Source organism: Pseudoxanthomonas gei (assembly GCF_010119615.1).
In the GTDB taxonomy this organism is placed as follows: Bacteria; Pseudomonadota; Gammaproteobacteria; order Xanthomonadales; family Xanthomonadaceae; genus Pseudoxanthomonas_A; species Pseudoxanthomonas_A gei.
Map to the genome: position 1 here is coordinate 98,766 of NZ_QOVG01000005.1, position 25,998 is coordinate 124,763.

Below are 25,998 nucleotides of genomic sequence, written 5' to 3' on the forward strand. Positions count from 1 at the left end.
TGCAGATGGCATTCCGCCAACCCGTCGACCTGCAGGCCATCAACGCCGGTGCCCGTGGCAGCATGATCGAGCACCTGGGCATCGTCATCACCGAAGCCGGCGATGACTGGCTGCGCGGCAGCATGCCGGTGGATGCGCGCACCAGGCAGCCGTACGGCCTGCTGCACGGTGGCGCCTCGGTGGTGCTGGCCGAAACCCTGGGCAGCACGGCTGGCGGCCTGTGCGTGGACCCGGCACGCGAAGCGGTAGTAGGCCTGGAGATCAACGCCAACCACCTGCGCGCCGCGCGCGACGGGATGGTGATCGGCACCGCGCGCGCGCTGCACGTCGGGCGCAGCACGCAGGTGTGGGAAATCCGCATCGAGAACCAGGCGGGCAAGCCGGTGTGCATTTCCCGCCTGACCCTCGCGGTGATACCCGCGGCCTGAGCTGCGCCGGGTAGCGGCCCGGCATGCTGGGCGTCCAGGTGTCAGGCCATGGCGTGCCGGTGCGACTGCGCGCCTTTAGTAGCCGAACTCCAGACCCATCCGGTATCGTGCGCGCATGAATTCCCCTGTGCCTCGCGCCAGCTCCGGCGGCGGACCGGGGCGCGCGTTCCGCTACCTGTATCGCGTACCCCTGTTGCTGGTCCACATCTTCCTGCTGCTGCCGCTGGTGCTGCTGAGCATGGTGCCGCTGTGGTCGGGTGTGCGCGTGGCCGGGCTGCGCATCGAGCACCTGGCCATCAAGTTGTGGTCGGCCGGGCTGATGCGCATCTTCGGCTTCCACCTGCGTCGCATCGGCACGCCCTTGCCCGACCCCGTGATGTTCGTGGCCAACCATGTCAGCTGGGTCGATATCGAGATGCTGCACAGCCAGCGCATGATGGGTTTCGTGGCCAAGCAGGAGATCCGCGGCTGGCCGGTGGTCGGTTGGCTCACCGCGCGCGGCGAGACCATCTTCCACCAGCGCGGCAGCCATGAATCGATGGGCGGGGTGATGCACGCGATGCTTGCGCGCCTGCGGACCGGACGCCCGGTCGGCGTGTTCCCGGAAGGGCGCACCCGCGATGGCGCGCAGGTCGGACCCTTCCACGCACGCATCTTCCAGCCGGCGGTCGAGGCCGGCGTGCCGGTGCAACCGGTGGCGCTGCGTTACGGGCCGCGTGGCTGCGTGCAGACGGTGGTGGCATTCGGGCCGACGGAAAGCTTCTTCGCCAACTTCATGCGCCTGCTGGGCGAGCCGGCCCGCAGCGCCGACATCTGCTTCCTGGCTCCCATCGCCCCGGGCGAGCTGGAGGGACGCAGCCGTATCGCCGACCTGGCGCGCGAACGCATCGTCGCGGCGATGGACGAAACAGGCTGATGCATTCCGCGGTTGCGCCCACTTCCACACAGGCAGGCCCGCGCCATGCTGACCGCTGACGACTACCACCCGCCCAAGTGGCTGCACAACCCGCACCTGCAATCGGTGCTGAGTTCCAGTGGCCTGCGCCGCCGCCGCGGCCTGCGCGCGCTCAACGCCACCGGCGCGGTCACCACCGAGCACATCTTCGACGGCGGCGACGGCGTGCGCCTGCAGGGTTGGCACAGCGCGGTGCCGGGCAACACCGCCAGTGGCCTGGCGCTGCTGCTGCACGGCTGGGAGGGCAGCACCGAATCCAGCTACATGCGCATGACCGCCGCGCGCCTGCTGGAAGCGGGGTTCGAGGTGGTGCGGCTGAATTTCCGTGACCACGGCGGCACCCACCACCTCAACGAGGAGATCTTCCACTCCAACCGGCTCGACGAGGTGGTCAACGCGGCCGGCGACGTGGCCCGGCGTTTTCCCAATCGGCCCTTCGTGGCGGCCGGCTATTCGCTGGGCGGCAATTTCGTCCTGCGCATGGCCTTGCGCGCGCCACAGGCCGGCCTGCCGCTGCTGCGCGTGGTGTCGGTGTGCCCGGTGCTGGATCCGTCGGCCTCGCTGATGGGCATGGAGGAAGGCCTGCCGCTCTACCACTGGTACTTCCAGCGCAAGTGGCGGCATTCCTTGGAGCGCAAGCGCGAGCTGTTTCCCGAGCGCCACAACTACGACGACGAAACCCTGGCCAAGAGCGTGCGCGAGCTGACCCGCTGGATGGTCGAACGGCATACCGACTTCGGCACCATCGATGATTATTTCGAGGGGTATTCCATCGCCGGCAACCGGCTGGCCGGCCTGACCGTGCCGGCCGACATCCTCATGGCCCAGGACGACCCGGTGATCCCGTTTTCCGATTTCCAGGCCTGGCAGCTGCCGGCCACCGCACACCTGGAGACCGCGCGCTGGGGCGGGCACTGCGGTTTCATCGAGAATGCCGCCTGCGATGGTTTCGGCGAGCGCTGGGTGACCGAACGCCTGTCGCAGGTGGTCGCAGCGGACCCGCCAGGCGTGCCCGGATAGGCGTGCCCGGATAGAATGGGGTTTAGCCAGAAGTTGCCGGACTCCATGCAAGACAAGATCATCGACGCCCTGCGTCGCAATGCGGTCGAAGAAGCGCTCCTCCAGGCGCGCGAATGGGCCCACCTGCAGCCCGAGGATCCGCGCGCGCACCGCTGGCTGGCCGTGGCCTCGCAACAGCGTGGCGACCATGCCGATGCCATGCGCAGCATCGACCGCGCCATCGCCCTGGCCCCGCAGGACGACGAGCTGCTGCTGGTGCGCGCCAGCCTGCAGATTGCCGCCAGGCAGATGGAAGAAGCCGGCGAGACCCTCAGCCTGGCCAGCGGCCTCAATCCCAACCAGCTCGGCGCCTATCTCATGCAGGCGCAGCTGGCCTTCGGTCGCGGCGATACCAGCGAGGCCCGACGCCTCAGCCAACTGGCCGCGCGCGTCTCCCCCGGGCACCCGCAACTCGCCGTTGTCGATGGCCTGGTGGCCCTGCAGCAGGGCGAGGTCGATGAAGCCCTACGGCGGGTATCGGCCGGCCTGCAGCACGCGCCGGACGATGTCCAGTTGCGCTACGTGCTGGGTCTGGCCTACATGCGCAAGCAGCACTGGGCGTTCGCCGAACAGGCGTTCCGTGGCGTGCTGGAAAAGATCCCCGCCGCGGCCAATCTGCGGACGCTGGTTTCCGATCTGGTCAACCGCCAGGGTCGGCCGGCCGAAGCGGCCGATGAACTGGCGGTATTGCTGGCCGATCCGGCCACGACCACGCCGGCCATCCAGCGCGCCGCCGGCCTGTTGCGCACCCTGGCCGGGCAGCCGGACCAGGCGTTGCCGCTGCTGCGCAATGCGCTGGCGGCCATGCCCGCCGACCCGCCCACCTTGCAGGCCATCGTAGGGGCTTGGCGCGAACTGGGCATGGCCGAAGACGCGCGCGCCTCGCTCGACGCGGCCCTGGCCACCACTGCCGACGCGCCGGACCTGTGGCGCGCGCGCCTGGTGTTTGCCGAAGACGCCGGCGCGGTCCAGGCGGTATTGCAGCGGTGGATGCAGGCCGTGCCCGATTCGATCCTGCCCTGGGAAATCCTGCTTTCGCAGCAGCAGGAGGCCGGTGACCAGGCCAGCGCCGATGCCACCGCTGCCCGCCTGCTCGAACGCGCGCCGGCCCACGCGCCGGCCCGCCTGCAGGTGCTGCAGACGCTGATGGCACAGAATCCCGGCGCGGCCATCGCCCAGCTGGAGGCCTGGCTGCTGCTCGCCCGTGATCCCGGGGAACGGCGTTTCCTGCTGGGTATGCTCGGCCTCAGCCATGACCAGGAAGGCCATTCGGGCAAGGCCGTGGAGGCCTGGGAAAAAATGCAGCAGGAGCTTGGGCCCCTGCGGGCGCCGCTGCCCCCGCTGAGCGCTCCCCGGCTGGAATGGCCGGCGATGGCCGCACGACCGGACACTGCGCCCAGCGTGGCGTTCCTGTGGGGCGCGCCGGGTTCGGGCGTGGAACGTCTGGCCGCTGTCATGGAAGCCTTGGGCGACCCTTTCCGTGCCGATCGTTTCGGCCCCTCGCCTCCGCAGGATGGTTTCCAGTCCTATGCATTGATCGATGATTTGATGAGCGGGCGCGTTTCCGGCGAGCAGGTTGCGGCACGCTGGCGCGCAGCCCTGCCGTCGCGCGGCCTGGCCGGCCAGGACGTGTTCGACTGGCTGCCGTGGTGGGACAACGCCCTGCTGGTCGCACTGCGTCCGCACCTGCGCGAGGCCATGCTGATCATCGCCGTGCGCGACCCGCGCGACATGCTGCTCGACTGGCTGGCCTTTGGTTCGGCGTCGCCATTCGCCTTCCCGTCGCCGCAGGTGGCTGCCGAATGGCTGGCCAGCTCGCTCAACCAGGCCGCGGCACTGTTCGAGTACCAGTGGTTTCCCAACCGGGTGTTGCACACCGACGCCATCGGCAACGATCCGCAGGCCGCGGCCGCGCTGGTGGGCGAGGCCTTGGAGGCCCAGTTGCCGGCGCCTGCGTCGGTGGGCCCCGGGCATTTCCCGGCCGGCCACTGGCGCCACTATGCCAAGGCGCTGGAAGGCCCGTTCGCCCTCCTGGCCCCGGTCGCGCAGCGCCTGGGTTATCCGGACCACTGAGTCAGCAGGAAGATCCCATGCGCCTTCACAGCGAAAGTTTCCAGAACGCCCAGCCCATTCCGGCCGACTTCGCCATGGGCCGGGTCGAGGGTTTCGGTGGCAATCGCAATCCGCACCTGGCCTGGGATGAGGTGCCGGCCGGGACCCGTTCGTTTGTCCTGCTGTGCATCGATCCCGACGCCCCGACCGTGCCCGAAACCGTGGGCCGCAGCGACCTGCAGATCCCGGTGGAACAGCCGCGTGGCGATTTCATCCACTGGGTGATGGTCGACATCCCGGCCGCGACGCGGGTCATCGAGGCGGGCAGTTGCAGCGACGGGATCAGCGCCCGGGGCAAGCAAACCCCGCCGGGCCCTGACGGCGCGCGCCAGGGCCTGAATGACTACACCGGCTGGTTTGCCGGCGATGCCGACATGGGCGGGGACTACTTCGGCTACGACGGTCCATACCCGCCGTTCAACGACCTGCACATGCACCGCTACTTCTTCCGGCTGTTCGCGCTGGATGTGGAAAGGCTCGACGTGTCCGGCAAGTTCACCGCGGCCCAGGTGTTGCGCGCCATGCACGCGCATGTGCTGGGCGAGGCGGTCGTGCATGGCACCTATACGTTGAACGCCAACCTCTGAGGCGACAACACGCTGCAGGGCCGGAAGCCTCAGCTCCCGGCAGGCACCAGCAGCAGCAAGGCCACGCCCACCGCCACGCGATAGATGGCGAAGGCGGTGAAGCGATGGCTCTGGATGTAATTCAACAGCCATTTCACCGCGATGAAGGCGGTAATCGCCGAGGCGATGAAGGCCACTGAAAACGCGGCCCAGTCTTCATGCACGGCCTGACCGGACTTCACCACGTCCAGCAACTCGTAGGCGGTCGCCGCGAACATGGTGGGAATGCCCACCAGGAACGCGAATTCAGTCGCCGCGGCGCGATTGGTGGTGCCTGCCAGCAGGGCCACGAAGATGGTTGCGGCCGAACGTGAGGTGCCCGGGAACACGCCGGCCACCACCTGGGCAACGCCGACCAGTACCGCCACGGTCCAGCTGATGTCGCTGCGTTCGCCCAGCGCCTGCGCGCGTTTGCCGGCGAAGTATTCGGCCACCACCATCCACACGCCGCCCAGGATCAGGGCCCAGGCGATGGGTGTCACCTGGTCCGGCAGCTCGAAGCCCAGCTTCTTCACCAGCACGCCCAGCACCGCGGTAATGCCGAAGGCGACGCCCAGCTTGAGCGCGTAGTCGCGGTTGGACGGCTTGCCGAAACCGGCCAGCAGGTCCCAGAGCCGCTGCCGGTAGATGAACACGACCGCGAGGATGGCGCCGGCCTGGATGCCGATGTTGAACAGGTCGCTGCGATGGCCCAGCCAGCGTTCGGCAATCAGCAGATGGCCGGTGCTGGAAATGGGCAGGAATTCGGTGATGCCTTCGATGATGCCGAGGAGCAGGGCTTTGAACAGGTCGATCATGGGGAGTCTGGTGGCCTTGGCTGCAGTTGCCTGCATCCGCGCGAAGGAAGGTCTCCAGGCGAATCCTGATCCAATTGACCTGCTTCCCCCAGCGGATGGCTGCAGGCGAGTAGAAATGGATCTGGGATTTCCCCGGCATGACCAGTGGTCTGGTGCGCCCTGATTGGCACGCGCCCACAAGAATAGTGGATTTCCTCACGCACCAATAAGGTGCGCACCACTGAGATGGATCCCCATTGAAGTGCAAATCATGCCGCGCGGTGCCCGTATGAGCCATATAAATCATACACTTAGCCTGAATTCGAGCTTGGCACGCGCCTTGCAATGGCTAACCCACTCAATTCCGAACCGAGGTTGCACAACATGTCCGTGGAAAAAGTCGAAAAGCTGATCAAGGACAACAAGGTCGAGTTCGTGGACCTGCGTTTCACTGATCCTCGTGGCGTACAGCACCACGTCACCTTCCCGGCCCACATCGTCGACGAGGCGCTGTTCGAGGAAGGACGCATGTTCGATGGCAGCTCGATCGCCGGCTGGAAGGGCATCAACGAATCCGACATGGTCCTGCTGCCCGATCCCAGCACCGCCGTACTCGATCCCTTTACCGCCGATCCCACCCTCAACCTGACCTGCGACATCCTGGAGCCGGCCACCATGCAGGGCTACTCGCGCTGCCCGCGCGGCATCGCCAAGCGCGCCGAGGCCTTCCTCAAGTCCAGCGGCATCGCCGAGCAGGCGTTCTTCGGCCCGGAGCCGGAATTCTTCATCTTCGATTCGGTGCGCTACGCCAACGACATGGGCAATACCTTCTTCAAGATCGAGTCCGAGGAAGCGGCCTGGAGCACCGGCACCAAGTACGAAGGCGGCAACACCGGCTACCGTCCCGGCGTGAAGGGCGGCTATTTCCCCGTGGCCCCGGCGGACACCCTGCACGACATCCGTTCGGAGATGTGCAAGACCTTGGAGCAGGCGGGCATCGAAGTCGAGGTGCACCACCACGAAGTGGCCAACGCGGGCCAGTGCGAGATCGGCACCAAGTTCAACTCGCTGGTGAAGAAGGCCGACGAGCTGATGACCATGAAGTACATCATCAAGAACGTCGCCCACCGCAACGGCAAGACCGCCACCTTCATGCCCAAGCCCATCGTCGGCGACAACGGCAGCGGCATGCACGTGCACCAGTCGCTGGCCAAGGGCGGCGTCAACCTGTTCACCGGTGACGGCTATGGCGGCCTGTCGCAGCTGGCGCTGTGGTACATCGGCGGCATCTTCAAGCATGCGCGCGCCATCAATGCCTTCGCCAATGCCGGCACCAACAGCTACAAGCGCCTGGTCCCGGGTTTCGAGGCGCCGGTGATGCTGGCCTATTCGGCCAGCAACCGCTCGGCGTCGTGCCGCATTCCGTGGGTGTCCAACCCGAAGGCGCGCCGCATCGAAATGCGTTTCCCCGACCCGACCCAGTCCGGCTACCTGACCTTCACCGCGCTGATGATGGCCGGCCTGGACGGCATCAAGAACCAGATCGACCCGGGCGCGCCCAGCGACAAGGACCTGTACGACCTGCCGCCGGAAGAAGAGAAGAACATCCCGCAGGTCTGCTCCAGCCTGGACCAGGCGCTGGATGCGCTGGACGCGGACCGCGAGTTCCTCAAGGCCGGCGGGGTGATGAGCGACGACTTCATCGACAGCTACATCGCACTGAAGATGCAGGAAGTCACCAAGTTCCGCGCCGCGACCCATCCGCTGGAATACCAGCTGTACTACGGCATCTGAGTCAGGGCTCCCTCCCACTCGCGCAGCGAAGGGCAGGGGCAAGCGTTGTAGCGGTGATAGCGACGGAATACCCCTCCCACCCGTCGCTATCGCCGCGTTTTCATTCCACCCGATCCACCGCAATACCTTCCACCACTGCAGAGAAGCAAGAACAGCAAACCGCAGCTCCCTCTCCCACGTCGAATGCGGTTTCTGTTTTGTGTACGAAACCCCCGGTCGCTTTGCACGGCCGGTTACATCCACTCACGGGGAATGCGCATGAAACTGATCACCGCAATCATCCGGCCGTTCAAGCTTGACGAGGTTCGAGAATCCTTGTCGCAAGCGGGCGTGTCCGGCATCACCGTCACCGAAGTCAAGGGCTTCGGGCGGCAGAAGGGCCATACCGAGTTGTATCGCGGCGCCGAGTACGTCGTCGATTTCCTGCCCAAGATCAAGATCGAGACCGTAGTCACCGACGAGCGCCTGGAAGCGGTGATCGAGGCCATCCAGCAGGCGGCGGGCACCGGCAAGATCGGCGACGGCAAGATCTTCGTCACCGCGGTCGAACAGGTCATCCGCATACGCACCGGCGAAGTCGGCGCGGACGCACTCTAACCCCACTCGGAGCCCCCATATGAAGACTCGTCTCTCCGGGTGGAAAACCCGGCTGCAAGTAATCGGCCTCGCGGCGTTGTGCTGCGTGGCGTTGGGTAGCGGTTTCAGCGCCATGGCGCAGGAAACGGCTGCACCGGCTACAGAAACCGTCGCTGCACCGGCTGATCCGGCAGCCGCCCCCACGGCAAGCACGCCCGCCGTGGCCGACGCACCGGCACCGGCTGTGGACGAAGCCGCCGCCGCAGCACCCGCTCCCTCGATCAGCAAGCCGGACACCGTATGGGTGTTGATGTCGGCGGCGCTGGTCATCTTCATGACCCTGCCCGGCCTTGCACTGTTCTACGGCGGACTGGTGCGTTCGAAGAACGTACTCTCGATCCTCGTCCAGAACCTGGCCGTGTTTTCGCTGATCGCCGTGCTGTGGGCGCTGTATGGCTACAGCCTGGCGTTCACCGAAGGCAGCCAGTTCATCGGTGGCTGGGACCGCCTGTTCGCCAAGGGGCTGGACGCCACGTCGATCGGCGCGACCTTCACCAAGGGCGTGTACATCCCGGAACTGGCGTTCTTCGTGTTCCAGGGCGCGTTTGCCTGCATCACCTGCGCGCTTATCGTCGGCGCGTTCGCCGAACGGGTGAAGTTCGCCGGCGTGCTGCTGTTCACCGTGCTCTGGTTCACCTTCGCCTACCTGCCGATGGCGCACATGGTCTGGTTCTTCCCCGGCCCGGATGCATTCACCGGCAACGAGGTGGTAGCCGGCGTGCTGGCCAAGTCCGGATTCCTGTTCGCCAAGGGCGCCCTGGATTTTGCCGGTGGCACCGTCGTCCACATCAATGCGGCGGTGGCCGGCCTGGTGGGCGCGTATGTGATTGGCAAGCGCACCGGTTACGGGCGCGAGGCGATCAAGCCGCACAACCTGACCCTGACCATGATCGGCGCGTCCATCCTCTGGTTCGGCTGGTTCGGCTTCAACGCCGGATCCGCGCTCGAGGCCGGCGGGGTGGCCGCGATCGCCTTCGTCAACACCTTCCTGGCGACGGCCGCGGCGGTGGTGGCCTGGACCACGGTGGAATGGATGACCAAGGGCAAGCCTTCGCTGCTCGGCGCGGCGTCGGGTGCGGTGGCCGGCCTGGTCGCCATCACGCCGGCGGCCGGCTTCGTCGGCCTCAACGGGGCCCTGGCCATCGGCGCGATTGCCGGCGTGCTCTGCCTGTGGGGCGTGACCGGCCTGAAGAAGCTGCTCGGTGCCGACGACAGCCTGGATGTGTTCGGCGTGCATGGCGTCGGTGGCATCACCGGGGCCCTGCTGACCGGCGTGTTCGCCGCGCCTTCACTGGGCGGGGCGGGCATCTGGGACTACGTGACCGAGACCGCGCTGCCCGAATACAGCATCGGCAGCCAGGTGTGGATCCAGGCACAAGGCGTGCTGACCACGATCCTGCTGTCGGGCATCGTGGCGCTGGTCGCCTTCCTGATCGTCAAATACACGGTCGGCCTGCGAGTCAGCGAAGAGGCGGAGCGCGCCGGGCTGGACATCACCTCGCATGGCGAAGCGGCCTACGAGGCCTGAGCGACCCATGGGCGGCTTTGCACTAAACTGGTGCAATGCCGCCCTTCGCTGCCAAGACCGTGATTAACGACGAACCGGCCATCGACGTGCTGAGCACGGCGGTGGCCTGGGCGGACGCCGGCGGCAAGCTGCTCGGCGTCAACCCTGCCTTTGCGCGCTGGATGGGTGTGAGCGCACGACGCCTGCAGGGGCAATCCCTGGCGGCATTGGAAATGGATGGCGATGCCATGGGGCGATTTCTCCACAACACCGACCGCGATGTCCTGCGGTTGCAGCGCATGACGCTGGGCCTGCCCGGCGAAACGCAACGCTTTGCCGAAGGCTGGCTGTCACGGCTGGACGGCGGCGGCTGGTTGCTGGAAGCGCACCCGCTGGATGAATTCCCCGCGCTGGACCCGGCCCAGGTCCTGCCCAGCGCACTCGGCGCGGCCCTCAAGGGGCTGGCCCACGAACTCCGCAATCCGCTCGCTGGCCTGAAGGGCGCGGCGCAATTGCTGGCGCGGCGCGCACTGCACCGCGACGACAACGACGACGAACGCGAACTCATCGGACTGATGGAGTCGGAGATCGAGCGCCTCAACGGCCTGCTCGAGCAACTGCTTTCCCCTTCGCCGCAACGCCCGCATACCGCACTCAACATCCACGTGGTGCTGGAGCGCGTACTGCGCCTGGCCGAAACCGAAGGTGGCTGGTCGGTGCGCCTGCAACGCGACTACGACCCCAGCCTGCCCGAGTTCCCCGGCGACGCCGATCGCCTGACCCAGGCCGTATGGAACCTGGTGCGCAATGCCATCCAGGCCGGCGCCGCCAGCGTGACCCTGCGCACCCGGGTCGAACACGGCGTGCGCATCCACGACCATGCCCATGCCATGGCGGTGCGGGTGGAGATCATCGACGACGGCAAGGGCGTACCGGAGGAACTGGCCGAGCACCTGTTCCTGCCGCTGGTCAGCGGCCGCGCCGAGGGCAGCGGGCTGGGGCTGGCGCTGGCCCAGCAGGTCGCGCGCGAGCATCGCGGCTCGCTCACCTACCGCTCGCGACCGGGCCATACCGTGTTCACCCTGTTGCTGCCGCAGGCCGAGGAACAACGCCCCGAGGACCCGCGCGCCGAAACGCAGCGCCCTGAGGAGCAGCGCCATGTCCATTGATCCGGCTTCTTTCGCGCCCGCGCCGGTCGATGCGCAGCGCATCTGGGTGGTCGACGATGACCGTTCGGTGCGTTTCGTGCTGGCGACCGCGTTGCGCGATGCCGGCTATGCGGTCGATGGCTTCGACAGCGCGGCATCGGCGCTGCAGGCGCTGGATTCGCGCGGCGCTCCCGACTTGCTGTTCACCGATGTGCGCATGCCCGGCGACGATGGCCTGGTGCTGCTGGACAAGCTCAAGCTCGCCCATCCGCAGTTGCCGGTGATCGTGATGTCCGCCTACACGGACGTAGCCAGTACCGCGGGCGCATTCCGCGGCGGCGCGCATGAGTTCCTGTCCAAGCCTTTCGACCTGGACGACGCCATCGCGCTGGCCGCGCGCACGCTGCCGGACGTGGCCGCCACCGACCCGGCCGAAGTGGCCCTGTCGTTGCCCGATTCCAGCGCCGGCAGCGCCGAGCTGATAGGCGGCACCCCTGCCATGCGCGCGCTGTTCCGGGCCATCGGCCGGTTGGCGCAGGCGCCGCTGTCGGTGCTCGTGACCGGCGAGACCGGCACCGGCAAGGAACTGGTGGCCCATGCGCTGCACCGCGAATCGCCACGCGCGCGCAAGCCGTTCATCGCGCTCAACACCGCGGCCATCCCGGCCGAACTGCTGGAAAGCGAACTGTTCGGCCATGAAGCCGGCGCCTTCACCGGCGCCCAGCGGCGCCACATCGGCCGCTTCGAGCAGGCCGATGGCGGCACCTTGTTCCTGGACGAGATCGGCGACATGCCGTTGCCGCTGCAGACGCGACTGTTGCGGGTGCTGGCCGAGGGCGAGTTCTTCCGCGTCGGCGGGCGTGAGCTGATCCGGGTCGACGTGCGCGTCATTGCCGCCACCCATCAGAACCTGGAGGCGCTGGTCACCGAGGGCCGTTTCCGCGCCGACCTGCTGCATCGCCTGGACGTGGTCCGGCTGCAATTGCCGCCGCTGCGCGAACGGCGTGGCGACGTGGCCCAACTGGCCGAGAATTTCCTCGCCATCGCCTCGCGCAAGCTGGGCGCGCCGGCCAAGCGCTTCGCCACGCCGGCACTGGAGGCACTGCGCGCGCACGACTGGCCCGGCAACGTGCGCGAACTGGAAAACGTGTGCTGGCGCGTGGCGGCGTTGGCGCCCGGCGAGACCATCACCGCATTCGACCTGCAGGGCGCACTGTCCAGCACCACCACGCCGGCTTCGCAACCGCTGGGCTGGGACCAGGCACTGGCCGCCTGGGCACAGACGCGCCTGGCCGAGGGCGCCGAAGGCCTGCACGCCGAGGCCCGTGAACGTTTCGACCGCACCCTGCTGGAAGTCGCGTTGGAGTTCACCCATGGCCGCCGTGCAGAAGCCGCCAGCAAGCTGGGGGTAGGGCGCAATACCGTGACCCGCAAACTGGGCCCGGGCCGCAAGCGACGCTGAGCTTCGGTTGCCGCGATCGGCGGCTGCCTGCCGCGTGGCCGCATGGCGTCGTCCTGTTTCATTGCCGGTAAACGCGGCGGCGTTTACGGTCGGTGCCCCTGTTTCCCCCCGGAGAAGACCCAATGCGTATCGCCCTGATGGCTGCGGCCACGGCTGTATTCCTGGCTGCCTGTTCGTCGTCCACCCCGACCAAGCCCGCCCACCCTGCGTCCGCCGGGGTGAGCACCGCCAGGCAGGCTGTAGTGAAACTGGCCCCGGCCTCGGGCAGCCTGGTCAGCGGCAAGGTCACGGTGATGCCCATGGCCGGTGGCGTGCACCTCACCGGCGTCGTCGGTGGCCTGCCGCCCAACAGCACCCACGGGTTCCACGTGCACGAGAAGGGCGATTGCAGCGCGGCCGACGCCAGCAGTGCGGGCGCGCACTTCAATCCATTTGCCAGTGCCCATGGCAAGGCCGAATCAGGCACCCACCATGCCGGAGACATGGACAACGTGGTCGCCAACGCGGAAGGCGTGGTCAACTTGAACGTGCATCTGAGCGGAGTAACCCTGGGCGGCGGCGCGGCCAACGACATCGCCGGGCGCGCCCTGGTGGTGCACGCGGCGCCCGACGACTACAGCAGCCAGCCGGCCGGCAACGCCGGCGCGCGCGTGGCCTGTGGCGTGATCAGCGTCACCCAGTAGCAGCGCCTGCAGAAGCGGACTTTGCCCGCGAGGTCACGTCGGAACACGACGGCATCGCGGGCAGGATCCTTCTACTTCAACTCGCGAGGGTTGCGCGCGCCTGTTGGTGGTCGGGGCAATACGCAAAAGTCACCGGAATGCCATGGGCTTCCAGCACCGCGGCGATCTGGCGTTGGCGGGCCTGGAAATACTCGTAGGCACGCTGCAACTGTTCGACGTCCGTGGGCAGGGTGCCGGCATGGCGCTGCTGCCAGGCAGCCGGATCCAGCAGCGCGATCTGCACCCCGCCCTGGGCATAGCGCAACAGTGGCTCGGGAGCCTGGTCCAGCCATTCCTCGTCGTCCGGCGCCAGCAACGCGGTTTCAATCACCGGCCACAGGAGCTGCAGGCCCTGGTTCTGGTACTGCATGGCCATGATCGCGGCCAGGTCATGGAGGGTGAGGTAACGGGCATGTTCAACCTGGGCGCCGAAGGCCTGCTGCGCCAGCAGCGCGGTATCGGCCGCGGCCATGCCGCGATCCAGCAGCACCTCCTCGAAACTTTCTTCCAGCGCCTGCACGGTTTCGGCGGCCCCGCTGAGCAGGAAGGGCAGCACGCGCATGTGCCCGCCGTGCAGCGATGGGTCGGCGACCAGCGGCAGCGGCACCTGCCCGTGGTTGTCGGCACCGAAGGCGATGACGCGTGGCCCTTGCTGGTGCCCAGGCGCGCGCCGACGCAATTCATCCAGGCGTCGGTGCAAGGGCCAACCGGGGCGCAACACTTCGGCGGGATCGAAATGCGCGGCGGCGAAACTCAGTTCAAGCGCCATGGCGCCAGGTACCAGCTTGCCGAGGTCGCGCGCCAGCAATTCGGCCAGATGCCCGGCCTGCGCCTGCGGCAATGCCGCCGCGGCCGGAACGCTACCGCCCGCAAGCTCCAGCGCCAGCACGCCCATCAAATGAACACCAAAGTCGGATTGCGTCATCTCAGGTTGGCCCGGTGCCATGGCGGCATTACACTTTCGCATTATGCCCGCCGCATGTTGCGGGACGCTCATCGTGTCTTTACTCCGCCCTGCTCAAGTCTGCGAGGTTCCAATGCCAGCACCCCGTCCCGTCGCCATCCTTGGCGGCGTACGCATTCCCTTCTGCCGCCAGAACACGGCCTACGCGGATGTCGGCAACCTGGGCATGTCGGTGCGCACGCTGGGTGCCCTGGTCGAACGCTTCGGCCTGCACGGCCAGCAACTCGGTGAAGTGGCGATGGGTGCGGTGATCAAGCATTCCAGTGACTGGAACCTGGGTCGCGAGGCCGCGCTTTCCTCAGGCCTGTCACCGCTGACCCCGGGCATCACCCTGCAGCGCGCCTGCGGCACCAGCCTGGATTCCATCATCACCATCGGCAACAAGATCGCGCTGGGCCAGATCGACTCGGGCATCGGCGGCGGTTCCGATACCACTTCCGAAGTGCCGATCGTCTACGGCAAGAAGTTGCGCGCGCGCCTGCTGGCCGCCAACCGGGCCAAGGCCACCGGCGACAAGGTCAAGGCCCTGGTGAACGGGTTCCGTTTCGGCGAATTCAAGCCCGAGTTTCCCGGCGTGGCCGAGCCGCGCACCGGCAAGAGCATGGGCGACCATTGCGAGGACATGGCCAAGCAGTGGAGCATCTCCCGCGATTCGCAGGATGAGCTCGCGGTGGCTTCGCACCACAAGCTGGCCGCTGCCTACGAGCGCGGTTTCTTCGAGGATCTCATCGCGCCGTTCCGTGGCCTGGAACGCGACAACGTCCTGCGCGCCGACACCTCGCTGGAAAAGCTGGCGACCCTGAAGCCGGCCTTCGACAAGACTTCCGGGCGTGGCACGCTGACGGCCGCCAACTCGACGCCACTCACCGACGGCGCCGCGGCGGTGCTGCTGGCCTCGGACGAATGGGCCCGCGCCCACGGCCATGAGCCGCTGGCCTACCTGCGCGATGCGCAGGTCTCGGCCGTCGACTTCGTGCATGGCGAGGGCCTGCTGATGGCCCCGACCGTGGCGGTGCCGGAAATGCTCAAGCGTCATAACCTGAGCCTGCAGGATTTCGACATCTACGAAATCCATGAAGCCTTCGCCGCGCAGGTGCTATGCACGCTGCGTGCGTGGGAGAGCGAGGAGTACTGCAGGAACCGCCTTGGCCTGGACGCGCCGATGGGCCGCATCGATCCGGCCAAGATGAATCCGAACGGCTCCTCGCTGGCCACCGGCCATCCCTTCGCCGCCACCGGCGCCCGCATCATCGCCACCGTGGCCAAGGAACTGAAGCAGCGTGGCGGCGGCCGCGCGCTGGTGTCCATCTGCACCGCCGGCGGCATGGGTGTGGTGGCGATCGTCGAACGTTGAAGCGTTCTCCGGCAGCCGATCGGCTGCCGGCAAAAGCACCGGTCACTCGTGTGACTGCAAGGGAGAGCTGACATGCGAATGACGACACGGCGGATGACCGCAGGCCGCAAACGCGCAGGCCGAATGGGCGCTGGCATGTTCCTGGCCCTGTTGCTGGGGGTGGGCGGCTGTGCATCGCCAACGCCGGCCACCGCTCCGGTACCCGCTGCGGCGGTGCTGCCGGATGCCGCGCAGTGCGCAAATAAAGGCGGCCAGATCCGCCCGGTCTGCCGTCGCGGCACGCCGACCTGCGTGCTTGCCTACGCCGATGCAGGCCGCACCTGCAGCGACAGCAGCCAGTGCCAGGGCCGCTGCGTGGTGGATCGTGAAAACGAACTCCCCGCCCCGGCCGCCGGCAAGTCGACCGGCGTGTGCGAGGCCGACAGTGATCCCTGTGGTTGCTCGGCCGAGGTGATCGGCGGCGTGGCCCAGCCGGCACGCTGCGTGGATTGACCGGATGCCGGGGCTCGCTTGCCCTGGCTGACCCCGTCGTGGCCATCGGCGCGTTGGTTACCGCCACGGTCCGCGTGGATCGCCTTCGCCTTCAAGGAACCCGCATGACCTACAAGACGCCGTTGCGCACGGCTTGCTGCCTGGTGTTGATCATTGCCCTGGCCGCCTGCTCCAGAAGCGAACCTGCCGCCGAGTCGGCGATGTCCGAACCGGCACGGGAGCGCGAGCTCGCCGCCGCTGCGGCCCCGGCAGCGCCCGCGGACGCGGACGCGACGACGACTTCGCCCTCGCAGATCACCTCGAGCGCGGCGACCTACACCGACCCGCAGCGCAGGTTCATCCGCACCGCGCAGGCCAGGTTCCGGGTCAAGGATGTCTACCAGTCCACCCTGGCCATCGAGGATGCGGTGGCCGCGCAGGGCGGCTTCGTGGTCAGCAATGAAGTCGCCGCCGAGATCACCGACACCCGGCGGCGTCCGCTCGGCAATGGCGTGCTGGTCGAGCTGGCCGAATACACGGTGCACGGCAACCTGAGCGTGCGCGTACCCAGCGACAAGACCCAGGCGTTCCTGCGCTCGATCATCGGGCAGATGGAATTCCTGGACAAACGCAGTTTTGCCGCCGCCGATGCGCAGTTCGCGCTGCTGCGCGAGCAGCTGGCCTACCAGCGCAACCAGCAGGCGCAGCAGGAGCTGGGCGACGCAAGTGAGGAAGGCGGCAAGCTGGGCCAGAAGGCCGCGGTCATCTCCTCGCGCGTAGATGCGCGCGCCGGCCGCGACGAAGCCCTGATCGCGCAGAAGGAGTTCGAGGACCGCGTGGCCTTCGCCACGCTGGATCTGTCGCTGTACCAGCTGCCCAAACTGCGGCGCACCGAAATGGCCGACATGGAAGCGGCGGTGCGGCAGAACAGTCCAGGCTTCTTCACCCGGCTCGGCAAGTCGCTCGGCGCCGGCTGGTACGGGGTGCTGGAGATCTGCCTGGAGCTGGTGAAACTGTGGCCGCTGTGGCTGCTGCTCGCGGTGGTGATCGTGGTCGTCAGGCGTCTGCGCAAGCGCTGACTGCGGTCAGCGCAGCAACAGCATCAACGATTTTGAATGCGCCCGGGTCCGCCTGGGCAAATGCCTCAGCCGGTCAGTTGGTGGTCACGGGCGGCGTGTGTGGTCATCGCGCCGCCTGGCCGGCCGCATCATTCCCGCAGACGCGGCATGCCGTGTTCGTCGCGTTCCTCGACCACCGCCTCGTCGAAAATCTTCTGCCTCAGGTCCCGTCCCGGCAGCTCCAGCGTGGCTTGGCCGCGCCGGGCGTTCAATGCATTGGCATAGCTGCGCCGCGAGAGTTCGTCCTGGCCGGCGGCGGCGAAGCCGTGGCCCAGTTCTTCCCAGGCATCGGCGCTGGCACCCTGGGCCAGGGCGCGATGCAGGAATTCCTGCGCCTGCGGCCACTGCCCCTGCAGACGCGCGAGCTGTGCCAGCGTCACCAGCAGCGTGGGACTGGCCGGATGGGCCTGCAGCCAGCGCTGCGCGGTGGCACGGCGTGCATCGACCTTGCCGACCGGAAGACGGCCATACAGCGCGACCAGGGATTCGTCCCAGCTGGCATCGATCGCCTGCTCCAGGCTTTGCGTCGCCGCATCATCCCAGCGCAGGGAGACGGCGCGTTCGGCATAGGCCGCCACGATAGTGGCATTGGCACGCAGCGGCTTGGGCAGGGTTTCCCAGCGTTCGGCCAGCACATTGGGGTCGCCGGCTTCGCCAATGGACTGCGCGGCCAGTTGTGCTTCCAATGCGGAATGCTGCGGCGCCGACAATCCCTGCTGTTGCCGGATGGCGCCGAGCATGCCGTAGGCCTCGGCTGCACGCCCGAGCCCGGCCAGGGCCCGCGCCCGCAGCAGCAAGCCGCGCGGCGGAAGCGGCTGCACGGCAGGCGCGTCCAGCGCGGCCAGTGCCTGCTGGGGGTTGTCGTGCAGCAGGGCGCGGTCGGCCAGGGCAAGCGCGTGCGCAGTGGCGTTGCGTTCGGCCAGCGCAGCCAGGTGGGCCTGCACCGCCGCATCGTCACCACGGGCATCGGCGGCGCGGACGGCGGCAGTGCGGGCGATGGTGCCCACTTCGTGGTCATCGGCGGCCAGCTGCAGCAGTTTTTCGGCGCGCTGCCAGTGCCCGGCGTGCAGGGCTTCCAGGCCTTCGGTCAGGCGCGCCCTGGACTGCTTGCGGCGGTAGCGCCCCCAGGCGCGGAACGGCAGCGTCAACAGCTTCCACGCCAGCCACAGCAGCAGCGAGGCCGCCGCCAGCGCAAGCAGGGCGCCGGGCAAGGTGGCGCTGAAATCGTAGCCACCGGCGCGGATGAAGACCTCGCCGAGGTCGCGCGCGCGGTCATGTGCCAGCCATTGCGCGCCCACCACGCCGGCAAGCACCAGCAACAGCAACACGATCACGGTACGCAGGGGTTTCATCATTCGGTCCTGATCCTAGGCGTCGCCGCATTGCTGGCGACAGGCGGTGGAACGTCAATGGCGGCGCCCGAGCCGCGCCATTGCCGCAGTTGCTTCAGCGTGCTGCCCAGTTCCGGCAGCGCAGGCCGCAGTTCGGCCTCGCGCAGCAGCTTCAGTTCGTTGCGACGCTGGCGCAAGGCCGGCGATTCGGGCCACAGGCGCAGCAGCCACGCATCGACCCGCGCGAGCGACGCACGGAACGCCGCCGAGTCGTCACGTTCCAGCGCCGCGCGGGCCAGCCCCAGCTCGATCTGCAGGGCCGCTTCCCCCGTGCTGCGCTGGTCTGGCGCCACGATCGTATTGCCGCCGGTCCTGCGCACCTCCACCAGTGGCGACAGCAGGCGCTGCCACACAGGTTGGGCGGCCGTGTCCACCGGCGGCCGGGTCGGCAGTGCCCGCAACTGGCCGGCGAAACGATCCAGCCGCAGCGCCAGCGCGGCATGCGGGCCTGCACCCAGCGCGTCCAGCACCTGGCGCTCCTGGGCCAGGGTCTGGCGCAGGTTGAGCAGGCGGGGATCGTCGATGCCCTGCAGGACGCCGTCGGCCAGCGTGTAGGCGCGGCGGGCGCCGTCCAGGTCATCGGCGATGTCCAGGCGTTGCTGGGCCTGGCTCAACAACAGCTCCACCTCGTCCATGCGCAGCGCCTGCGCGCCATGGCGGGTCGGATCGGCCAGCTTGGATACGCTGTCTTCAAGCAGCGCGCCACGCTGGCTCAGGCCCAGGACCTCGTCGCGCAAGACCCGGTTGGTCGCCGCCGCGTCCACGATGCGCTGGGTCTGCGCGCGCTGGTCGCGGCGCAACGCTTCAATGCGCTGTTCCAGTGCGGCGATGCGTTGTTCGGTCTCGGCGACATGGGCCTGCGCGCGGGTCGCACCGGCCCGCCACATCATTCCGCCACGCCAGGCCAGCAGGCCCAGCAACAGCACCCCCAGTGAAACCACCAGCAGGCTGCGGCCTCGCGGGGAAGGGGAATGGATCGGTTCTTCAGTCACACCCGCGTCCTTGTCGACAATCCGCCACTTGCGGTGCGAATGCTAACGGAAGCGGTGGGCAGCGGCGGCAATCATTTGCGCAGGCAGCGGCCCTTCGGCGAGTTCCACTTCAGCAAAACCGGACGCGTGCGCCAGCTGCTGCAATCTTGCGCTGGCGGCAATCACCGGCAAACCGCGAAGGCGCTCCAGCACATCGGCCGGCGCCTGCGTGCACAGCTGCTGGAGCGCGCCACCGCTGCTGAGGGCCAGCGCGGCCGGCGTCTCCAGCGCGCGGATCCGGCGTAACGCAGGGCCTGACAGGGCCACCGGCACGCGCGCGTAGACGTTGGCGCGCAGCACCGCGGCACCGCGCTGGCGCAGCGCGGGCGACAGGAACTCACGGCCTTCCGGCGCGGTGACCAGTCCCACCTGCTGACCTGCCACATCGCCCAGCGCGGGTAACGACAGCAGGCCTTCACTGTCCATCCGCGCAGGCGCAACCACCGCTTGGATGCCGGCCTTGCGCAGGGCCGCGGCGGTTCCGCTACCCACTGCGATCCAGTCCTGGCCCGGCCCGGCAGTGAGCGGCTGCAGCGCATGGGCGGCCTGCACGGCAGCGGGACTGGTGAAGATGAGGCGCGGCGCGGACAGGGCCGCGCGCAGTGCCGCTGCCGTCGCCGCGTCGTCACGGAACACAAGGCGCCACGGTGACAACGCGATCAGGCCACCGCCACGGGCGGTTGCCGCACGGCGCAGCGCGGCATGGCCGCCCTGGGGGCGCAATGAGATGACGTACCATCCGGGCGGTTCGGCGAAAGCCATGCGGGAATCATCTCAGATGCAGGTCGATACCATGGATACCGGGGTTGCGCTGGACCAGTTGCGCGCAGTGACCCGCGCGTTGCCACCGCTGGCTGCGATCCAGGCCCGCATCGTCGGCGCCGACGACCACCGGCTGTGGATGGAAGCGCCGCTGGCGGCCAACCTCAACGACAAGGGCAGTGCCTTCGGCGGCAGCATGACCTCGCTGATGACCTATGCCGGTTGGGCGCTGGTGGCGCTGCAGTTGCGCCAGGCCGGGGTGCGCGCCGATGTGTTCGTCGCCGACAGCAGCGTGCGTTACCTCAAGCCGCTGTACGCCGACCTGCACGCGGAAGCCGAACTGGCGCCGGGCCAGTCGTGGGAGGCCTTCCTGGCCACCCTTGCCCAGCGGGGGCGCGCGCGCATCCACCTGCAGGCGCGGATGACCTTGCCTGAAGGCGACGTCATGGCCGATCTGGCCGGCCGCTATGTAGCCATCGCGAACGGTTAGCATGCAGCGCATGCAGAAGAGGGGTGCGACATGCGTGGTTGGCTGAAGATTCTGGCGGTACTGATGCTTGCACTGGTGATCGCGGCGCCAGCCGGCGCACTGGCCAAGCGCAAGAAGGGCGGCCAGCTGGATGCGATGCAAGCGGCCTATGCGGCGGCGATACGCTGGGGCGAGTTCGAACAGGCCTGGGAGCTGGTGGACCCCGCCTACCGGCAGGCCCACCCGATGAGCGAACTGGCCTTCGAGCGCTACCAGCAGGTGCAGATTTCGGGCTATTCCGACCGCAACAGCAGCCTGGCCGACGACGGCAGCGTGACCCGCAACGTGGAGTTGCGGGTCATCAACAAGCACACCATGGCCGAGCGCACCCTGCGCTACCGCGAGCAGTGGCGCTGGGATGCCGACGCCAAGCGCTGGTGGCTGGTGGTCGGGCTGCCCGACCTGTGGGACGGGGAATAAGCGCCGACCCGTTGCGGTTGCCCGGACGCGGGTCAGCGCGGAACACAAGCACCAGGCCGCGCGGCCGGGCTGACCGGCGGACCGCCGCTCCGGGCGCCGGCCGACTCGCGCGCTTGCATATGCGACAATCGCGGCCCGTTTTGCAGCTGCCCATACCGTGAATTTCGAACAATTGCAGGCTTTCGCCAGTTCCTCGCCTCTGCTGTCGATGGCCCTGGCCGGATTGACCCTGGCCATCGTGGTCACCGAGATCGCCCGTCTGTTCCGTGGCTACAAGGCCTTGCGCCCCGCCGAGCTGACCTCGTTGATGAATCGCGACAACGCGCTGGTGGTGGACCTGTCGGCCAGCGCCGACTTCGAAAAGGGACACATAGCGGGCAGCCGCAACGTGGCGCCCAGCCAGTTCGATCCCGAGAACAAGCTGCTTGCCGCCGCCAGGTCGCTGCCGGTGGTGATGGTATGCCGCAGCGGCCAGGCCTCGGCCGGGGCAGCCAAGCGCCTGAAGAAGGCCGGCTTCGAGCAGGTGTACTGGCTCGATGGCGGCGTCGCCGCCTGGCAGCAGGCCGACCTGCCGCTGGTCAAGGGCCGCTGATCGGGCGCGCGGGCGCCGCCCTTGAAGCGGGCCGGCCGCGCCGCCATCCCATGGGATAATCCCGCTCCTGTTTGCACCTTCTCTTCTTTCCACCCAGATCCACACGGAGTACGTTCATGTCCGACGAAACCACCAACGGCGCCGCCGTTCCTGCCGAAGCCACCGCGCCCGCCTTCACCGTGGAGAAGATCTACGTCAAGGACGTGTCGTTCGAAGTGCCCGGCGCGCCGGCGATCTACAGCGAGAACGTGCAGCCCGAGCTGCAGCTCAACCTCAACCAGCGCGTGCAGCGCCTGAACGACACCGCATTTGAAGTCGTGCTGACCGTGACCCTGACCTGCAAGGCCGGCGACAAGACCGCCTATGTGGCCGAAGTGCAGCAGGCGGGCGTATTCGGACTGGTTGGCCTGGAACCGCAGGCGATCGACGGCCTGCTCGGCACGCAGTGCCCGAACATCCTGTTCCCGTACATCCGCCAGCTGCTCAGCGACCTGATCCAGGCCGGCGGCTTCCCCCCGTTCTTCCTGCAGCCGATCAATTTCGACGGCCTGTACGCCGAAACCCTGCGCCAGCGTGCGGAACAGGGCGGCCAGGGCGAGCTGGCCAACGTCGAACCGGCTGGCAACGTCTGAGCGTTGCACCCGCATCCTGTGTTTGAATCGCAGCGAGAGCTGGCGATCCGGCGGGCCTTTGCTGGCCCGCTTTTGTTTGCAGGGGGACACGCACTTGGCTGAATCCTTGAAGATCGCGGTGCTGGGCGCCGGCTCGTGGGGCACCGCGCTTGCCGCGCTGATGGCACGCCACGGCCATGCGGTGGTGCTGTGGGGCCGTGATGCACAGGCCGCCACGGTCATCGACCGCGGCCATGAAAATGTCCGCTACCTGCCCGGGATCCTGCTACCCGAAACCCTGCGCGCGACCACCGACCTGGGCATAGCGCTGCAGGACGCCGAGCTGGTGCTGGTGGTCGTTCCCTCGCATGCCTTTACCGAAACGCTGCAGGTTCTGGCGCCGCTGCGCCCGGCCGCGGCCGGCGTGGCCTGGGCGACCAAGGGCTTTGAGCCGGGGTCCGGGCGGTTCCTGCATGAAGTGGCCGAAGGCATCCTCGGTCCCGCAGTGCCGCTGGCCGTGGTCACCGGGCCCTCGTTCGCCAAGGAAGTCGCGCAGGGCCTGCCCACGGCGCTGACCGTGCACGGCAGCGATCCGGAATTCGCCCAGCGGGTGGCCGATGTCCTGCATGGGCCGGCTTTCCGCGCCTACACGGGCGATGACATGGTGGGTGCCGAACTGGGTGGCGCCATGAAGAACGTGCTGGCCGTGGCCACCGGTGTGGCCGATGGCATGGAGCTGGGATTGAACGCGCGGGCCGGGCTGATCACCCGCGGCTTGAACGAAATGCTGCGCCTGTCGGCGGCCATCGGCGCCCGGCCGGAAACCCTGATGGGGCTGGCCGGCCTGGGCGACCTGGTGCTGACCTGCACCGGCGACCTGTCCCGCAACCGTCGCCTGGGCCTGGCCCTGGGACGTGGCCAGTCGCTGGCCGATGCGGTGCGCGAGATCGGCCAGGTGGTCGAGTCCGTGCAGACCGCCGACGAGGTCATGCGCCTGGCCGAGCGCCACGGCATCGACCTTCCGATTTCCGCTGCTGTGCGAGCCGTGCTGCACGGCGAGCTGACGCCCGCCGCCGGCCTGCAACAACTCCTGGCCCGCGATCAGAAGCCCGAATACCCGGAAACCCTGTTCAAGGATTGACTGCGGCCCCTGCGGAGCAGTCCTCGTCGACCGGGAGCAGCGAGCAGGGAGCAGGAAGGCGGAAGGCGAACCTGCCCGCGGGTCTTGTCTGCGTCCGCGAGAGGCCTCTGCCCCGAGCTTCTGCAAGAACAAAAAAAGCCCGGCGCTAGGCCGGGCTCAGGTGCGACGCGGAGAGAGAGAGGGTCGCGTCGCGTTACGCAGTACCAGCCAGTTGATACCAGCCTGGACGTATCACCAGGTGAACGTGTTACCAGGTGAAGCGCGGACCGACCAGCCACTGGGTGTCGTTGTCGGCGAATTTCACGTCACCGCTGATGCCCCAGTTCTGGTTCAACTTCACCTGCGCCCCCAGCCGGCCATAGAAATCGCCGTCGTAGTCGCTGCCGTCCTCATACCCGGCCATGGCGTAGCCTTCCAGGTGCGGGGTCAACGCGCCGCGCACGCCGACTTCGGCGCTGTAGCCATCCAGGTTGTCGCCCGGGAAGCGCACGCCGCCCACGCTGAAGTCATCAACCTGGAACTTTTCATAGGCCACGCGGGTGACCAGGTCGACATTCTTTGAGATCTCGTGGTTGTAACCCACGCCCAGGCGCCATTGGTCGTAGCCGAAATTCTGGCTGTCGAAATCCTGCTGGGTGTAGCCGCCAAAGACATGGAAATTCGGGGCGATGGCGACCGAGCCATTCAGGCCCCAGCCGTCGGAATCTGCGCCACCGTCCAGGTTGGTCGCGGTGTAGCCGCCTTCGACGTAATTGTAGGAAATACCCTCGGCAGCAGACGCAGCGAACGGCGTGGCGACCAGCAGGGCAAAAGCGAGCAAGGATTTCTTCATTTCAATGGGCCTCATGGATTTATGGTTATTAGCCAGCGCTGGGGCGATGCCGTTCGCAGCCGGTTTGTGAAGTATGCGTAAAGTCCCGCAATGCCCACTGAATATCAAACTGTCCGGTACATAAATTAGCGGACCAGCGTGGGAACTTCGTGGAGGGAGCTGGTCAGGCCTGACGTCAAAGGCCATCGGGACGCCGAGGCGGCGGCTTACCTCGGTCGCCAGGGACCAAGGGTTGTGTAGCACCGCTTCAGTTGCGCTAGCTGCCGCCAGGGAAACCCTGCTGGCGCCACGCTTCGAACACGACCACGGCGATGCTGTTGGAAAGGTTCAGGCTGCGATTGTCGGGTCGCATGGGCAGGCGCAGGCGTTGGTCGGCCGGTAACCGGGCCAGGACTTCGGCAGGCAGGCCGCGGGTCTCGGGCCCGAACAGCAGGGCATCGCCCGGCGCATAGCGGGGCAGGTCGTAGCGTTGGGTGGCCCGGGTGCTCAGGGCGAACAACCGTTTCGGGGCAATCGCGGCCAGGGCGGCATCCAGCGTGTCATGGACGTGCAGCGCGGCGTACTCGTGGTAGTCCAGACCCGCGCGTCGAAGCTGCCTGTCTTCCAACTCGAAGCCGAGTGGTTTGATCAGGTGCAGCCGTGCGCCGGTATTGGCACAAAGGCGGATCGCATTGCCGGTGTTGGGTGGTATTTCCGGCTCGTACAAAAGCACGTCCAGGTCCAGCGTGCTTGCTTGCGTGTTGTTGTTGCTCATCGCTGGGATTCTACGGTGCAGTACCGTGCATGGGCCTGGGCGATGTGTGAAGCGGTCATTCCATTGCGGGTGTCGCCAACGCAACGTTCAACGGGTTGCCAGTTGCTCGACCAGGGCGACGGTGCCGACGGCAACCTGCTGCATGTCTTCGGCAGAAGGACGCACGGTGACGGCGGGCAGGTCGACGATACGGTTGGCCTGTTCGCGGGCCAGCGAGGCCCAGTCTTCGGCGGACGGACGCACGGTGACGGTGGCCAGGTCGACGATACGGTTGGCATGATAGAAGGCGAGTTCTTCGGCAGTGGCCTGCACGGTGACGGTGGGCAGGTCGACGATCTTCATGTTGGCGGCAGGCTGGGCGTTGGCGTGGGCAGTCACGGAGTCGGCGGAATGGGTCTTGGCGGCAAGCAGCATGGAACCGGAGCAAACGGCAAACAGGACGGCGGCGGTCAGCGGCAGGAAGGTCTTGGTGTTCATGGTGTTGGGCCTCATTAGTGTCGTTGTTGTGTGGTGTGGTAGTAATGTAGTACACCTAATCAGATTGGTCAAGCACAACTTCAAACTTTTGCTGTGCTATTCAGCTGCGGGTCAGGTTGACTTGTTGCTTTTGTGCTCGAAATGAGTAAAGCATGCGGCGTGCCAATATCAACTTATTGATTTTATTGGCTTATTTCCGAAAAATGAGTGTCCGCAACGTCCGGATGTGTGTCCGTGTCCACGGGCGCACCGCTGCAAGGCAGAGGTATTGCCCGCTTGAATTGGGTCACACGCTGGCTGCAGGGGGTTCGCTGCCGATAGGTCAG

General features: G+C 67.4%; 27 protein-coding genes. 19 read left to right on the forward strand and 8 right to left on the reverse strand.

What is annotated here, in order from left to right; genetic code table 11:
• Positions 1–5 precede the first annotated feature (5 nt).
• The 5 genes from DT603_RS08750 to DT603_RS08770 all read left to right on the forward strand — a co-directional run bounded on the left by DT603_RS08750 (position 6) and on the right by DT603_RS08770 (position 5,141).
• Complete coding sequence (locus tag DT603_RS08750) at positions 6–428, forward strand: hotdog fold thioesterase (RefSeq protein ID WP_162349500.1); 423 nt, start codon at positions 6–8, stop codon at positions 426–428.
• A 115-nt stretch (positions 429–543) separates the two neighbouring features.
• Complete coding sequence (locus tag DT603_RS08755) at positions 544–1,344, forward strand: lysophospholipid acyltransferase family protein (protein WP_162349501.1); 801 nt, start codon at positions 544–546, stop codon at positions 1,342–1,344.
• 48 nt (positions 1,345–1,392) lie between these two features.
• Positions 1,393–2,403 (forward strand): YheT family hydrolase, encoded by a 1,011-nt coding sequence (locus tag DT603_RS08760; protein ID WP_211368374.1) that lies wholly within the window; start codon positions 1,393–1,395, stop codon positions 2,401–2,403.
• Between the two features lie 45 nt (positions 2,404–2,448).
• On the forward strand, positions 2,449–4,515 hold the full coding sequence (locus DT603_RS08765) for a tetratricopeptide repeat protein (RefSeq protein WP_162349503.1): 2,067 nt from the start codon (positions 2,449–2,451) through the stop codon (positions 4,513–4,515).
• A gap of 17 nt (positions 4,516–4,532) precedes the next feature.
• Positions 4,533–5,141: a YbhB/YbcL family Raf kinase inhibitor-like protein gene (locus tag DT603_RS08770; RefSeq protein ID WP_162349504.1), complete on the forward strand. Its 609-nt coding sequence runs from the start codon at positions 4,533–4,535 to the stop codon at positions 5,139–5,141.
• A gap of 29 nt (positions 5,142–5,170) precedes the next feature.
• On the opposite strand, the gene DT603_RS08775 is transcribed toward DT603_RS08770, so the two are convergent.
• Positions 5,171–5,977 carry an undecaprenyl-diphosphate phosphatase gene (locus tag DT603_RS08775; RefSeq protein WP_162349505.1) on the reverse strand — a complete coding sequence of 269 codons (807 nt, stop codon included), beginning with the start codon at positions 5,975–5,977 and terminating at the stop codon, positions 5,171–5,173.
• A 363-nt stretch (positions 5,978–6,340) separates the two neighbouring features.
• On the opposite strand from DT603_RS08775, the gene glnA reads away from it, so the two are divergent.
• The 6 genes from glnA to DT603_RS08805 all read left to right on the forward strand — a co-directional run bounded on the left by glnA (position 6,341) and on the right by DT603_RS08805 (position 13,186).
• Positions 6,341–7,750, forward strand: a complete 1,410-nt coding sequence (gene glnA / locus DT603_RS08780) for a type I glutamate--ammonia ligase (protein WP_162349506.1) — start codon at positions 6,341–6,343, stop codon at positions 7,748–7,750.
• A gap of 258 nt (positions 7,751–8,008) precedes the next feature.
• The gene (locus tag DT603_RS08785) at positions 8,009–8,347 is read left to right on the forward strand and encodes a P-II family nitrogen regulator (protein WP_162349507.1); all 339 of its coding nucleotides are present in this window, start codon (positions 8,009–8,011) and stop codon (positions 8,345–8,347) included.
• A gap of 19 nt (positions 8,348–8,366) precedes the next feature.
• Positions 8,367–9,914, forward strand: coding sequence for an ammonium transporter (locus tag DT603_RS08790; RefSeq protein ID WP_162349508.1), 1,548 nt, complete (start codon positions 8,367–8,369; stop codon positions 9,912–9,914).
• 35 nt (positions 9,915–9,949) lie between these two features.
• Positions 9,950–11,062 carry a two-component system sensor histidine kinase NtrB gene (locus DT603_RS08795; RefSeq protein WP_162349509.1) on the forward strand — a complete coding sequence of 371 codons (1,113 nt, stop codon included), beginning with the start codon at positions 9,950–9,952 and terminating at the stop codon, positions 11,060–11,062.
• Positions 11,052–12,503 carry a nitrogen regulation protein NR(I) gene (gene ntrC / locus DT603_RS08800; RefSeq protein ID WP_162349510.1) on the forward strand — a complete coding sequence of 484 codons (1,452 nt, stop codon included), beginning with the start codon at positions 11,052–11,054 and terminating at the stop codon, positions 12,501–12,503. Before DT603_RS08795 ends, ntrC begins: the two co-directional genes overlap by 11 nt.
• 122 nt (positions 12,504–12,625) lie before the next feature.
• Positions 12,626–13,186 (forward strand): superoxide dismutase family protein, encoded by a 561-nt coding sequence (locus DT603_RS08805; protein ID WP_162349511.1) that lies wholly within the window; start codon positions 12,626–12,628, stop codon positions 13,184–13,186.
• Positions 13,187–13,262: 76 nt separating this feature from the next.
• Here the strand turns inward: DT603_RS08805 and DT603_RS08810 are convergent, their stop codons facing one another.
• Positions 13,263–14,150 carry a hypothetical protein gene (locus tag DT603_RS08810; RefSeq protein WP_162349512.1) on the reverse strand — a complete coding sequence of 296 codons (888 nt, stop codon included), beginning with the start codon at positions 14,148–14,150 and terminating at the stop codon, positions 13,263–13,265.
• A gap of 112 nt (positions 14,151–14,262) precedes the next feature.
• On the opposite strand from DT603_RS08810, the gene DT603_RS08815 reads away from it, so the two are divergent.
• From DT603_RS08815 to DT603_RS08825, 3 genes are all read left to right on the forward strand, one after another.
• On the forward strand, positions 14,263–15,543 hold the full coding sequence (locus DT603_RS08815) for an acetyl-CoA C-acetyltransferase (protein ID WP_162349513.1): 1,281 nt from the start codon (positions 14,263–14,265) through the stop codon (positions 15,541–15,543).
• A gap of 135 nt (positions 15,544–15,678) precedes the next feature.
• Positions 15,679–16,035 (forward strand): hypothetical protein, encoded by a 357-nt coding sequence (locus DT603_RS08820; RefSeq protein ID WP_162349514.1) that lies wholly within the window; start codon positions 15,679–15,681, stop codon positions 16,033–16,035.
• Between the two features lie 104 nt (positions 16,036–16,139).
• A complete protein-coding gene (locus tag DT603_RS08825; RefSeq protein ID WP_162349515.1) occupies positions 16,140–17,093 on the forward strand; it encodes a DUF4349 domain-containing protein in 954 nt (317 codons plus the stop codon).
• A gap of 128 nt (positions 17,094–17,221) precedes the next feature.
• Here the strand turns inward: DT603_RS08825 and DT603_RS08830 are convergent, their stop codons facing one another.
• Genes DT603_RS08830 through DT603_RS08840 form a run of 3 tightly spaced genes read right to left on the reverse strand, consistent with a single transcriptional unit; the run spans position 17,222 to position 20,316 of the window.
• On the reverse strand, positions 17,222–18,484 hold the full coding sequence (locus DT603_RS08830; RefSeq protein ID WP_162349516.1) for a heme biosynthesis protein HemY: 1,263 nt from the start codon (positions 18,482–18,484) through the stop codon (positions 17,222–17,224).
• Positions 18,484–19,515, reverse strand: a complete 1,032-nt coding sequence (locus DT603_RS08835) for a uroporphyrinogen-III C-methyltransferase (RefSeq protein WP_343037741.1) — start codon at positions 19,513–19,515, stop codon at positions 18,484–18,486. Before DT603_RS08835 ends, DT603_RS08830 begins: the two co-directional genes overlap by 1 nt.
• Positions 19,516–19,557: 42 nt before the next feature.
• Positions 19,558–20,316 (reverse strand): uroporphyrinogen-III synthase, encoded by a 759-nt coding sequence (locus DT603_RS08840; RefSeq protein WP_162349517.1) that lies wholly within the window; start codon positions 20,314–20,316, stop codon positions 19,558–19,560.
• A gap of 16 nt (positions 20,317–20,332) precedes the next feature.
• Here DT603_RS08840 and DT603_RS08845 point away from each other — a divergent pair, with 16 nt between their 5' ends.
• The 5 genes from DT603_RS08845 to DT603_RS08865 all read left to right on the forward strand — a co-directional run bounded on the left by DT603_RS08845 (position 20,333) and on the right by DT603_RS08865 (position 23,609).
• The gene (locus DT603_RS08845; RefSeq protein WP_162349518.1) at positions 20,333–20,806 is read left to right on the forward strand and encodes a YiiD C-terminal domain-containing protein; all 474 of its coding nucleotides are present in this window, start codon (positions 20,333–20,335) and stop codon (positions 20,804–20,806) included.
• 30 nt (positions 20,807–20,836) lie between these two features.
• On the forward strand, positions 20,837–21,265 hold the full coding sequence (locus DT603_RS08850) for a hypothetical protein (RefSeq protein WP_162349519.1): 429 nt from the start codon (positions 20,837–20,839) through the stop codon (positions 21,263–21,265).
• Between the two features lie 157 nt (positions 21,266–21,422).
• Positions 21,423–21,857, forward strand: coding sequence for a rhodanese-like domain-containing protein (locus DT603_RS08855; RefSeq protein ID WP_162349520.1), 435 nt, complete (start codon positions 21,423–21,425; stop codon positions 21,855–21,857).
• Between the two features lie 116 nt (positions 21,858–21,973).
• Positions 21,974–22,489, forward strand: a complete 516-nt coding sequence (gene secB / locus DT603_RS08860) for a protein-export chaperone SecB (RefSeq protein ID WP_162349521.1) — start codon at positions 21,974–21,976, stop codon at positions 22,487–22,489.
• A 94-nt stretch (positions 22,490–22,583) separates the two neighbouring features.
• The gene (locus DT603_RS08865) at positions 22,584–23,609 is read left to right on the forward strand and encodes an NAD(P)H-dependent glycerol-3-phosphate dehydrogenase (protein ID WP_162349522.1); all 1,026 of its coding nucleotides are present in this window, start codon (positions 22,584–22,586) and stop codon (positions 23,607–23,609) included.
• A gap of 247 nt (positions 23,610–23,856) precedes the next feature.
• Here the strand turns inward: DT603_RS08865 and DT603_RS08870 are convergent, their stop codons facing one another.
• From DT603_RS08870 to DT603_RS08880, 3 genes are all read right to left on the reverse strand, one after another.
• Positions 23,857–24,441 carry an OmpO family porin gene (locus DT603_RS08870; protein ID WP_162349682.1) on the reverse strand — a complete coding sequence of 195 codons (585 nt, stop codon included), beginning with the start codon at positions 24,439–24,441 and terminating at the stop codon, positions 23,857–23,859.
• 256 nt (positions 24,442–24,697) lie between these two features.
• The gene (locus DT603_RS08875; RefSeq protein ID WP_162349523.1) at positions 24,698–25,195 is read right to left on the reverse strand and encodes a tRNA (cytidine(34)-2'-O)-methyltransferase; all 498 of its coding nucleotides are present in this window, start codon (positions 25,193–25,195) and stop codon (positions 24,698–24,700) included.
• An 87-nt stretch (positions 25,196–25,282) separates the two neighbouring features.
• Positions 25,283–25,672, reverse strand: a complete 390-nt coding sequence (locus tag DT603_RS08880; RefSeq protein WP_162349524.1) for a hypothetical protein — start codon at positions 25,670–25,672, stop codon at positions 25,283–25,285.
• Positions 25,673–25,998: the final 326 nt, after the last annotated feature.